The sequence below is a fragment of the Pedobacter psychrotolerans genome, from assembly GCF_004340665.1.
GTDB classification, from domain to species: Bacteria; Bacteroidota; Bacteroidia; order Sphingobacteriales; family Sphingobacteriaceae; genus Pedobacter; species Pedobacter psychrotolerans.
On the sequence record NZ_SLWO01000003.1, the window covers coordinates 571,197 to 582,797 of the forward strand.

Consider the following 11,601-nt stretch of genomic DNA (forward strand, 5'->3'; position numbering starts at 1 on the left):
AAGGTAGGACTTATCAGCTGGTTTATAAGTATTCAGAAACTTTAGTATTCAGTTCTTCAATTAAATCTTCATCCATGTATTGATAATCATCTGGGATCCCTAAAGTGATTATTTCTTTTCCATCAACTTCTGCTGGAAAACGTTCGCTAATCCTTTGTCGATGCCTTTTTTCCATCACAAAAATCAGATCTGCCCAAATAATCATTTTTGCGTTGATTTTAATTCTGGCTGAAGGTTCAGTTCCAGCAGATTTTACCTGATGATCAGGATTATTTTTGAAAATGGTTTCTGCAGTTAAGCTTCGCCATTTATTTCGACTGCAAATAAATAAGATATTCAATTATAGTTTGATAATGATGGGAACAATTCCCTACAAAAACTAAACCTTTTCCCCATAAGCAAGGTCTCCTGCATCGCCCAGGCCAGGTACGATATAAGATTTGCTCGTCATTTCTTCATCAATTGCCCCCAGCCAAAGTTTTGCTTTTGGAAGATTGGCGCGAACATGCGTTACGCCTTCTGCACTGGCAATGGCAGCAACAATATGTAATTCGGAAATTTCGTATCGGCTCATCAATTCCTTACAACACATCACCATACTTTGTCCCGTTGCTAACATTGGGTCGGCCACAATTAAAACCCTTCCGTCAAGATCTGGCGTTGAAATGTAGTCCATTTGAATTACAAAATCTCCACTTTTCTTAACTTTCCTGAAAGCAGAAATAAAACAACATTCTGCCTGATCAAAAATGTTTAACAAGCCTTGCTGTAAAGGTAGCCCGGCTCTTAAAATAGTTGCCAATACAGGCTGCTGTGTCAATACTTCGCAGTTAGAAATACCAAGGGGTGTAGTTACTTCTTTGCTGATATAGGTGAGCGATTTACTAATCTCATATGCGAAAAATCCTCCTATACGTTCCAGGTTTTTCCGAAAACGCATCGAATCTTTCTGAATATTTTCATCCCTAAGTTCTGCAATAAAGGTATTGGCTATTGATTTGGTTTTGCTGAGATTAAAAATCATAAGGTTCTATCTGTTTTAGGCTGCTTTTAATTGATGGTTAAATCTACCACTTTCCTATGAAATTAATTGGAAATTGGTTTCCTGCGTATTCCAACATATGTTTAAAAAACGATTAAACACATATTTATTTAAAAAATTGATGATATATAATCAGATTTAATAGTGTTCTTGCAGAGATAAACTTCAGGTTAGCGAGATATTAAATATCAATTTAATATTAAGACAAAAAACACCTTTAAAAGTTTGTTGCGAATGTCTTGTCTGGGAAAAGAATTTTACTGCTTTTACGTACTTTCCCATTTACGAGATGAACGATGCTCATTTGATCGTCAAACTGATCATATAATATGGTGCTGGTCACTTCTGCGGCTTTAAAAGAGGAAGCTTTATCAACTTCCAGATAAATGTTTGTTGCCTCATGATCGATTTCAAAACCAATATATTTCAAAACCGTTGGTTTGCCGTTCACTTTGATTTGAAGGTGACTCATCAAGTATTTTTTCACAATCTCATCCATTTTAGCCTTCATTGCAGGTTCAGATAAATCTGTTTTTTGCTTATATAATTTAACCAAAATTGATTCGAAATCATCAGTAAATATCCTGCAGCTAACTTCCAATGATTTTTCTTTTGCATTAAAACTTACTTCTGTAGTACTTACGTGAAGTGGGTGTTTCAAACCTGCTCCCAGGTTGATATAAATAAAAAGTAATAATGGTAGAAGGTATTTAAGTTTAAACATAAAACTATGGGATTACGAAAGCAAAGTTACGATAAATGTGCTTATCATAAGGTGATTAGGGTCTTGATTGATGATTAAACTCCAAAACTCGTAACAAATTTGGTGTTTTGTTGCTCTTTTTTAATCTACATTAAATTTTATCCGGTAAAATAGATAATTTTATATCTTGAAATGCCCTCGCTTTCATAGTTAACTAATTTATTCATGCCTTTACAGGATTTTATTTTTTACTTTAAGTTAGGGTGGGAACACATTATAAGCCTTGATGCTTTGGATCATCAGCTTTTTATTTTAGCCCTAGTAGCCATTTACAGTTACACAAATATTAAACAAGTTTTAATTCTGGTTACTGCATTTACCATCGGTCATTCAGCCACCCTATTATTAAGTGTTTTAGATATCATCAGGTTTGAAAGCAAATGGGTAGAGTTTTTAATTCCCTGTACCATTGTGATCACTGCGCTAAGTAATTTATTCAGAAAGAATTTTAACATGGAATCTGTAAGAATAAACTATTTCCTGGCCCTGGGTTTTGGCCTTGTACATGGAATGGGTTTTGCAAATTCCATCAGGATGATGCTGGCAAAAGATCAAAATATTGGTTGGGGTTTGTTTGGCTTTAATGTAGGGTTAGAGGCTGGGCAGGTTTTTATGGTTTTAATCATTTTGATCGTTACTTTTATTATTTTCAATTACACCAAAATAAAAAGAATCAGCTGGGTTCTATTTATATCAGCAGCCGTGTTCAGCCTGGCTTTAAAAATGGCTTTAGAGAGAATCCCCTTTTAACTAAAAGAATGATAAATAAACTATTAACATTATCTGGCCTGCTGCTTTTTTCTGGAAGCTTAGCCATGGCTCAAAACATTCAGAATAATCCAGGTAGCAACCATGGAAATAAGTTTGAGCAATTGGGTACCATTTTACCAACACCAAATGAGCAGCGAACGGCAAGTGGTGCGCCTGGTGTAAAATATTGGCAGCAACGTGCTGATTATAACATTAAGTGCGAGCTTGATGAGAAAAATCTACTTCTAACAGGTGCTGAAACCATCACTTATACAAACAATTCTCCAGATCCTCTGACCTATATTTGGTTGCAATTGGATGAAAATGAGCACAGCACAACTAAAAGTGCCAATTATCAGGATGACACTAAAATGCCTGCAGTGGGGACAACAAAAAATTTAGATCAGTTAAGTGCTAAAGGAGATAATGGTGATGGAATTAATATTACCAAACTAACTGATGCAGTTGGTAAAGATTTAAAATACACGGTAAATAAAACCATGATGCGGGTAGATTTGCCAGTAGCTTTAAAAACGGGACAAAAGTTTATCTTCAATATCAACTGGAATTATAAAATAACAGATAGAATGAGTGTTGGCGGTCGTGGAGGTTATGAATATTTTCCGGCTGATGGAAACTATCTATTTACCATGACACAATGGTACCCACGTTTGTGTGTGTATAGCGATTTCCAGGGATGGCAGAATCACCAGTTTACAGGTAGAGGAGAATTTGCCTTAACATTTGGAGATTTTAAAGTACAAATGACGGTTCCTGCCGATCATTTGGTGGGTTCAACGGGTGAATGTATTAATTACAGTGCCGTTTTATCACCAACGCAGTTAAGCAGATATAATACAGCCAAAACGGCTACCGCTCCGGTAGAAATCCAAACGTTAGCAGAGGCTAAAACGGCTGAAACTAAAAAATCAACAACTAAAAAAACTTGGGTATTTAATGCCAATAATGTGCGTGATTTTGCCTGGACTTCATCACGTAAGTTTATCTGGGATGCTATGCCGCAAAAAATTCAAGCCAATAATAACACAGTGATGTGCATGAGTTTTTATGGCAAAGAAGCTTATAATTTATATAGCAAGTTTTCTACAAGAGCGGTAGCTCATACCATTAAAACCTATTCTGATTTTACTATTCCGTATCCATATCCAGTTGCACAAAGTATTGAGGCTGCGAACGGAATGGAATATCCAATGATTTGCTTCAACTACGGACGTACAGATGCGGATGGAACCTATAGTGAAAGCACAAAAAATGGCATGTTAGGCGTAATTATCCATGAGGTTGGGCACAACTTTTTTCCAATGATTGTAAATAGCGATGAGCGTCAGTGGACCTGGATGGATGAAGGCTTAAATTCTTTTGTTGAATATTTAACAGAAGAGCTTTGGGACAATAAATTTCCAAGCAAAAAAGGGCCGGCATATACCATTGTTGATTACATGAAATTGCCTAAAGATGAATTAGAGCCAATTATGACCAATTCAGAAAACATTGCTCGTTTCGGCCCGAATGCTTATTCTAAGCCAGCAACAGGCTTAAATATTTTGAGGGAAACCATTATGGGCAGAGAATTATTCGATTATGCTTTTAAAGAATACTCCAGAAGGTGGGCTTTCAAACATCCGGAACCTGCCGATTTATTTCGCACGATGGAAGATGCAAGTGGCGAGGATTTAGATTGGTTTTGGAGAGGCTGGTTTTATGGAACTGATCCTTGCGATATTGCGCTGGATAGTGTGAAATTTGCTAAAGCTGATTTTCCGAAGGAAGTACCTGCAGCAAGATCGCGGATGCTGAAAATTGATAAACCTGCTGTAAATGCTTTTGAAGATATTTCAAAAATTAGAAACAGAGAAGAGAAAAAAGGGAACTTCTACGTAGATAAAAATGTTGCAGCACAAGATTTTTATTACAAGTATGATAGAGGATTAGTGAATATTGATACCACACTAACCAATAAAGTAGAAACAGGAATGTCTTTAGAAACCGTACCGGAGTCAGAGCAGGATAAGTATAAAAATAAGTTTTTGTACGAATTGAGCTTTAGCAACAGAGGAGGTTTGGTAATGCCGGTTATTGTAGAATTCACCTATAAGGACGGAACTAAAGAAATAGATCGGATTCCTGCGCAAATCTGGAGGCATAATGAGTTGAAAACGTCTAAATTTTATGTGAAAGATAAAGAAGTTGAATCCATCTTGATCGATCCTTTAAGAGAAACTGCTGATATTGATACCACAAATAATACTTGGGGTGGGAAGGTTAAAGAAAGCAAGTTTAAAACATTTAAAGCTAAAGCTGGTGGTACAGTGAGGGGGCAGTCAGTTGGTTTAAACCCAATGAAAGTTGCTGCGGGGAAGTAAATATTGTCCAATTTCAATTTAACAATTAACTGTTAATGTCTCATAAAAAAAATCCTCGTTGAATAATTTCAGCGAGGATTTTTTGTGAACTGTTTATTTGTGTAAAGAAATATCTTTCCAGGATTGCACCTGATATTTACTTCTTTTTTGGTTTTGTTTTCCACCGTATATTAGTGTTTTCTTTACATCTTCCGGTGCGGCCAGTTCAGCGAATCGATCCATTTGCTTAAAGAGTTTAATAGAAATAGTTTCGGTCGCTTTTATTTCAAAAACGTCAAAACCGTTATAGTTTTTCAATAAAATATCAATTTCATTTCCATTACTGTCTTGCCAAAAATAATAGTCAAGATGTGTGTATTGATGATAGTTTTTTTTCTGTAATTCTGCCAATATTAAATTCTCAAATAAGCTTCCTTTAAGTCTGTTTAATATAATCTCATCAGCAGATCTGATTCCCAATAAATAACACAACAGGCCAGTGTCGTAAAAATATAACTTAGGACTTTTTACTAAACGCTTATTGAAATTCTGATGATACGGTTGTAAAAGGAAAATCAGGTAACTGCTTTCCAGTATTGAGAGCCAGGCTTTTGCCGTTGGTTGAGATATATTACAATCATTAGCCAAAGCACTAATATTTAGCAATTGTCCTGCCCGGCCAGCGCATAAACCTAAAAATGTTCGAAAAGCCTTTAAATCTTTTACATTTAAAAGTTCTGTTACATCCTTTTCTACATAGGTTTGAATGTAGTTCGTGTAAAATACTTTTGGATCTATATCCCGATCAAATATAGCGGGGTAAAAGCCTTTAAAAAGTGCTTGCGGGTAGTCATCTTCTAATAATTCTGCTGCTTTTAATTCCTCAAAATCTAAAGGAAGTAATTTAAACAAAGCTACCCTTCCAGCCAGGGTTTGTGTAATGCTATTTAATAGATGAAAATTTTGAGAGCCGGAAAGAATATATTGTCCCATTTTTTTACTTTCATCCACTTTGGTTTGGATATATGAAAATAGTGAAGGCACACGTTGTACTTCATCCAGAATTACATTCTCACTATATTCATTTAAAAAACCATTGGGGTCATCCGTTGCAAAAGCACGTATATCCGGATTTTCAAGAGAAATATATCTGTAATCTTTAAACAACTCTTTTAATAAAGTTGTCTTTCCCGACTGCCTCGGGCCAGTTAAAGCCAAGATAGGAAATTTAGATTGTTGCTTTTTAATTATATGCGTTATCTGTCTCTTAACAAACATCTCAAGTTGATTTAAAAACAAATATACTTCTTATTTTGAATTTACATAACTTTCATTTTGAATTTACATAGCTTTCATTTTGAATTTACATAACTTGTATTTTGAAAATACATAATTTTTAACATCCAATTGGTTCTCCTCATTTCATAAAAGAAACATTCCTGACTTTTGCCTGTTTAACTCTTAAGCCCTAAAATCGTACATTTGATTTACACATGAAATTTAAGATCACATCCGAATATCAGCCTACAGGAGATCAGCCAAGCGCTATTAAGCAGCTGGTTGATGGTGTAAATGCTAACGAACATTATCAAACTTTATTAGGTGTTACAGGCTCTGGAAAAACCTTTACCGTAGCCAACGTAATTGAGCAAACACAAAAGCCAACACTTATTTTAAGTCATAACAAAACCCTGGCAGCACAGCTTTATGGAGAATTTAAGAACTTCTTTCCAGAAAACTCTGTCAACTATTTTGTTTCATACTATGATTATTATCAGCCCGAAGCCTTTATCGCCTCAAGCAATACTTACATAGAAAAAGATTTAAGCATTAACGAAGAAATAGAAAAACTGCGTTTACGTACTACTTCCTCCTTAATGAGCGGTAGACGAGATGTTATTGTGGTTTCCTCTATTTCCTGCATTTACGGTATGGGAAACCCGGAAGATTTTTCCAGAATGGTTTTTCGTTTTGGCGTAGGCTTAAGAATTTCAAGGAATGCTTTTTTACATAGTTTGGTAGAGATTTTATATTCCAGAACCACTACAGAATTTAAACGAGGTACTTTTAGGGTTAAAGGCGATACGGTTGATATTTATCCAGCCTATCTTGATCACGCTTACCGCATCTCTTTCTTTGGTGATGACATTGAGGAACTTTCTGCCATTGATCCGGTTTCTGGCAAAACAATTGAAAAACTTGAAGATATGGCCATTTATCCGGCAAATCTTTTTGTTACACCCAAAGATCGGTTCAATCAGTCGATATGGGGCATACAGGAAGAACTGGAAATTAGAAAAAATCAGCTAATTGCAGATCGGCATTTACTGGAAGCAAAACGTTTGGAAGAACGGACCAACTTCGATATTGAAATGATGAAAGAGTTGGGCTATTGTTCCGGAATTGAAAACTACTCCCGTTTTTTTGATGGAAGAACACCAGGGATGCGCCCTTTCTGTCTTTTGGACTATTTTCCGGATGATTATTTGATGGTGATTGACGAAAGCCACGTAACGGTACCACAAATCAGGGCGATGTACGGTGGTGATAGATCGCGAAAATTATCTTTAGTAGAATATGGTTTCCGTTTACCTGCTGCGCTGGATAACCGCCCGCTCAACTTTAATGAATTTGAAGCCTTGGCTCCGCAAACCATTTATGTAAGTGCTACACCTGCAGAGTATGAACTCGAAAAATCAGAGGGCGTGGTAGTAGAACAGGTGATTCGCCCAACCGGCTTATTGGATCCGGTAATTGAGATCAGGCCAGCCATTAATCAGGTAGATGATCTTTTAGATGAAATCGACATCACCATTAAAGATGGCGGACGTATTTTAGTGACCACTTTAACTAAAAGAATGGCAGAAGAGCTAACGAAATACCTAGATCGACTGAATATTAAAACGAGATATATCCACTCTGAAATTAAAACATTAGAACGTGTCGAGATTCTTCGTGGTTTGCGTTTAGGAGAGTTTGATGTACTGGTTGGAATTAACTTGCTGCGTGAAGGACTGGATTTGCCTGAGGTTACTTTAGTTGCGATTCTGGATGCTGATAAAGAAGGTTTCCTTCGTTCAGAAAAATCTTTAATTCAAACCATTGGCCGTGCCGCACGTAATGATCGGGGGAGAGTAATTATGTATGCGGATGGAATAACCGATAGTATGGAAAAAACAATCTCCGAAACCAATCGCCGTCGGGATATCCAAATCGCCTATAACCTTAAGCATGGGATTACGCCAAGAACAGTAGGAAAATCTCGTGAAGCTATTCTGGAACAAACATCTGTTTTAGATTTCTCACAAAAAGCAAGTGATAATAAAGCCAGGGCTTATGTAGAAAATGCTGAAATCAGCATTGCTGCTGATCCTATTGTGCAATACATGGGCAAAAGTGAATTACAGAAGGCGATAGATAACACTAAAAAGGATATGCAGAAAGCAGCAAAAGATATGGACTTTTTACAGGCAGCAAAACTTCGTGATGAAATGTTTGCGCTGGAAAAAATGTTTGCAGAGAAGTTTGGGAAATAAAATAGTTTAAGATAAATTTCCAATTCCTGCCAAAATGTAGAAATTTGCCAAACACAAGCACAGTATAATGAACGGGCAAAACAGAAAAGATATTTACGCAGGATTAGAAGTTGGGATCATCTTAAAAAAGGATCAGCGATCTGGTAATATTACTTATGGTATAGTTAAAGATTTATTGACTTCATCTGCATTTCATTCACGTGGAATTAAGGTAAGATTAGATGATGGTCAGGTTGGCAGGGTAGCAGAGATTGTAGCAGAATAAAACTTTATTTGGCATAATTATGTTAACTATTGTAATGGAAATGCAATCAAAGACGTAAAAAGTAACAAAATAAATCTTCGTACGTCTATATTTGTAATAACAGTAAATTAAGGAATGGGATTAATAAAGTTCATTTTCATAGCCATATTAGTACTTTGGATCATCAGAATGTTGATTCGGCTAATATTACCTATGCTGTTTGGAAACCTGGCGAGCAAAATGCAACAACAGGCAAGTGGCCAGACACAACAGCAGCAAAGACGATCGAAACCCGAAGGTTCGATTTCTATAGATTACATGCCGCCAAAACAAACGGGTAAAACCGATAAACTTGGTGATTTTGTAGATTATGAAGAAGTTAAACAATAGTGTTAAACCCTGAACCTGCTTCAGGGTTTTTAGTTTATTGCCTTTCTGCTTCCATTTTTATCATTCTATTTCGTTCCAATAATAACTTCTGCATATATCTTTTCAGAAATAACCAATTCACAAATCTACCCAACAAACCAAAAGGTGAAACAAATTCGAAAACATCAGTCATCTCTGTTTTATTGCACAAAGATTTAAACTGATGGTGATGATGTAGTTTACTGAAAGGACCTGTAACCATCTCATCTGTAAAATGATTAGGATATTCCATCTCCGTTATTTTAATTGTCATTTTGAATGCAACTTTAAAATGTTTAGCCCTCCAGGTTACAGTTTCATTCAGGTCAATTAACCCCGAAGTTCTACCTGCTACAGCCTTTTCTTGTGTAGAATGCATCGACTGTATGTGCAAATCAATACTTCTGGCGAGATCAAAACATTTCTCCAGAGATGCAGCTATCTGTGTTTTAAGTCTAATGACTGACATATTTATTTTATACCCTTAAGCTTAAAATATCATGTACAGCTTCATCTATTTTGCCGTATTGAAATTCAAATCCGTGATCAAGTAAAATGGCAGGCTTAACCCATCTGCTTTTTAAAATGAGTTCTGTTTCTGTCCCGATAATTGCTGCACCAATGGATAGCAACCATGCGGGTGTGGGCAAACCGAATGGAATACCATAAGCTTTTCTAATTGCTTGCATCAGCTCATTATTGGTTACTGCATTTGGTGCTGTACAGTTCACTACGCCATTTATTTCATGTTGATTAATTAACCATTCAATGGTGTGAATTGCATCCTGCTCATGTACCCAGTTAACATACTGTTTCCCGTCGCCTTGTTTTCCACCTAATCCAAACTTAACCAAGTTTAATAACCTTGGGAAGGCACCATCAGTTCTGCCCAGTACTATGCCCATCCTTAAGGCTACTTTTCTAGTTTGAGGCAATTTATTTTCAAAAAAGCTGTTTTCCCAGGCTTTGCAAACATCAATAGAAAATCCATAGCCTATTTCTCCGGTATACTCATCTTGCGGATGATCTTCAGCATGTCTGTAAATGGTGGAGGATGTCACATTTATCCAAAGTTTAGGAGGCTTTATTAAATTTTTAATTGCATTACCTAATAAACGGGTGGGCACCACTCTTGAATTTATGATCTCCTCTTGGTTTTTTTTCGTGTAACGGCAGTTTACATTTTTCCCACATAAATTGATCAATAAGTCTGCACCTTCGAGTTCTTGAACCCATGTGCCTGCTGTTTTTCCATCCCAAAGAATGGTGCTGATATTTCCCTTTTGTACCTGAGGTTTTCTGGATAAGATAATTACTTCTTCAGCGATGCTACTGAAATGTTTGGCCAATAAGCCACCCAGATATCCATTTCCTCCTGCCAGAATAATTTTTTGATAACTCATGATTTTTAAATATTAAAGATTAATCCTAAAACAATTAGGCGATAAATGGCCCAGGTGATACTCATTAGCCAGCCTAGTTGCAGCAACTTGCTCCTTCTAATGTGTTCCAGAAACATTAATCCTGCAACCAACATAAAATAGAGTATATACATTACAGGATCAATGTCAAAGAAATGATTAACGATGAGTCCAGGTGTAAGCAAAATTGATCCTGCAAAAGATATCGTCATCATATTGCCCAGATAATCCCATAACTTTTCTTTTTTATAGACTAGAATAATTAGCCCTTGAAAAATTATCTGCCCGCCACAAATCAGGTACTCTCTATATTTTCCACCTAAAGGAACATAATCGGTAAGTAAATGCGCATAGGCAGTAAGAATATAAGAAGTAGTAAACCATGTTAATAACAAGTATGCAATACGGTAACTGATATGTTTCTGAAGTGTTTTCATTTCTTTTAATTTTAAAACTTTCGGTAAAAAATGAAAGTTATGATTGAAAAATAAAGCCGTATAATCATATAAGGCTTAGGTTTGTATTTATATACTTAGCTTTATTTAAAAACCTTTAATACTGATCCCCAAAACCAGCTTTCTTCGGCTTTTAACATAGTCTCTAATGTTTTGTCAACATTGCCGGCGAGTTTATTAATATCAGCGACTGATTTTTTAAACGTGATCAATTCCGGATCTTTTTCATCACCTGTAACAGCAGATAATTCATTTAATACTTTCAGTACTGGCTCCAACTCCCTTTTTTTACGTTCTTTAGCCACCTGGCGTGCAATGTTCCAAACATCTTTATCAGCAAAAAAATACTCTTTTCGCTCACCTGCTTTGTGTTGTTTTTCAATGAGACCCCAGCCTATCAAATCTCTTAAGGTCATATTGGCATTCCCTCTGGAGATGCTCAAATCTTCCATGATTTCTTCGGTGGTTAAAGCTTTTGGAGAGATCAGTAATAAAGCATGTACCTGAGCCATGGTGCGGTTAATTCCCCATTCGGAGCCTAATTTGCCCCAGGCTTCGATAAATTTTAATTTGGCTGCTGCTAATTCCATAAACAAAGATAATAATTTTATTAAACTTT

The 11,601-nt window shown here is 36.2% G+C and carries 13 protein-coding genes; 5 read left to right on the plus strand and 8 right to left on the minus strand.

The features are described from left to right. Positions 1-22: 22 nt before the first annotated feature. The 3 genes from EV200_RS09830 to EV200_RS09840 form a co-directional block, all read right to left on the minus strand. Positions 23-340: a low molecular weight protein tyrosine phosphatase family protein gene (locus tag EV200_RS09830; RefSeq protein ID WP_132531765.1), complete on the minus strand. Its 318-nt coding sequence runs from the start codon at positions 338-340 to the stop codon at positions 23-25. Positions 341-379: 39 nt separating this feature from the next. Then, on the minus strand, positions 380-1,024 hold the full coding sequence (gene upp / locus EV200_RS09835) for a uracil phosphoribosyltransferase (RefSeq protein ID WP_132531768.1): 645 nt from the start codon (positions 1,022-1,024) through the stop codon (positions 380-382). 235 nt (positions 1,025-1,259) lie between these two features. Beyond that, complete coding sequence (locus tag EV200_RS09840; protein ID WP_132531771.1) at positions 1,260-1,766, minus strand: DUF6702 family protein; 507 nt, start codon at positions 1,764-1,766, stop codon at positions 1,260-1,262. Between the two features lie 204 nt (positions 1,767-1,970). Here EV200_RS09840 and EV200_RS09845 point away from each other — a divergent pair, with 204 nt between their 5' ends. Beyond that, positions 1,971-2,555 carry a HupE/UreJ family protein gene (locus EV200_RS09845; RefSeq protein ID WP_132531774.1) on the plus strand — a complete coding sequence of 195 codons (585 nt, stop codon included), beginning with the start codon at positions 1,971-1,973 and terminating at the stop codon, positions 2,553-2,555. An 8-nt stretch (positions 2,556-2,563) separates the two neighbouring features. Then, a complete protein-coding gene (locus EV200_RS09850; RefSeq protein WP_132531777.1) occupies positions 2,564-4,939 on the plus strand; it encodes a M1 family metallopeptidase in 2,376 nt (791 codons plus the stop codon). A gap of 93 nt (positions 4,940-5,032) precedes the next feature. Here the strand turns inward: EV200_RS09850 and EV200_RS09855 are convergent, their stop codons facing one another. Then, positions 5,033-6,196 carry an ATP-binding protein gene (locus tag EV200_RS09855; protein ID WP_132531780.1) on the minus strand — a complete coding sequence of 388 codons (1,164 nt, stop codon included), beginning with the start codon at positions 6,194-6,196 and terminating at the stop codon, positions 5,033-5,035. 215 nt (positions 6,197-6,411) lie between these two features. On the opposite strand from EV200_RS09855, the gene uvrB reads away from it, so the two are divergent. From uvrB to EV200_RS09870, 3 genes are all read left to right on the plus strand, one after another. Further along, a complete protein-coding gene (uvrB, locus tag EV200_RS09860; RefSeq protein WP_132531783.1) occupies positions 6,412-8,454 on the plus strand; it encodes an excinuclease ABC subunit UvrB in 2,043 nt (680 codons plus the stop codon). A 67-nt stretch (positions 8,455-8,521) separates the two neighbouring features. Further along, complete coding sequence (locus tag EV200_RS09865) at positions 8,522-8,719, plus strand: YwbE family protein (protein ID WP_029281115.1); 198 nt, start codon at positions 8,522-8,524, stop codon at positions 8,717-8,719. 114 nt (positions 8,720-8,833) lie between these two features. Beyond that, positions 8,834-9,088, plus strand: coding sequence for a DUF4834 family protein (locus EV200_RS09870; protein ID WP_132531786.1), 255 nt, complete (start codon positions 8,834-8,836; stop codon positions 9,086-9,088). A 34-nt stretch (positions 9,089-9,122) separates the two neighbouring features. Here the strand turns inward: EV200_RS09870 and EV200_RS09875 are convergent, their stop codons facing one another. The 4 genes from EV200_RS09875 to EV200_RS09890 form a co-directional block, all read right to left on the minus strand. Continuing rightward, positions 9,123-9,575 carry an SRPBCC family protein gene (locus EV200_RS09875; protein ID WP_132531789.1) on the minus strand — a complete coding sequence of 151 codons (453 nt, stop codon included), beginning with the start codon at positions 9,573-9,575 and terminating at the stop codon, positions 9,123-9,125. Positions 9,576-9,582: 7 nt separating this feature from the next. Continuing rightward, entirely contained in the window at positions 9,583-10,509 is a 927-nt protein-coding gene (locus tag EV200_RS09880; protein ID WP_132531792.1) for a TIGR01777 family oxidoreductase, read from the minus strand. 5 nt (positions 10,510-10,514) lie between these two features. After that, entirely contained in the window at positions 10,515-10,964 is a 450-nt protein-coding gene (locus tag EV200_RS09885) for a hypothetical protein (protein ID WP_132531795.1), read from the minus strand. A 101-nt stretch (positions 10,965-11,065) separates the two neighbouring features. Then, entirely contained in the window at positions 11,066-11,572 is a 507-nt protein-coding gene (locus tag EV200_RS09890) for a GbsR/MarR family transcriptional regulator (RefSeq protein WP_132531798.1), read from the minus strand. Positions 11,573-11,601: the final 29 nt, after the last annotated feature.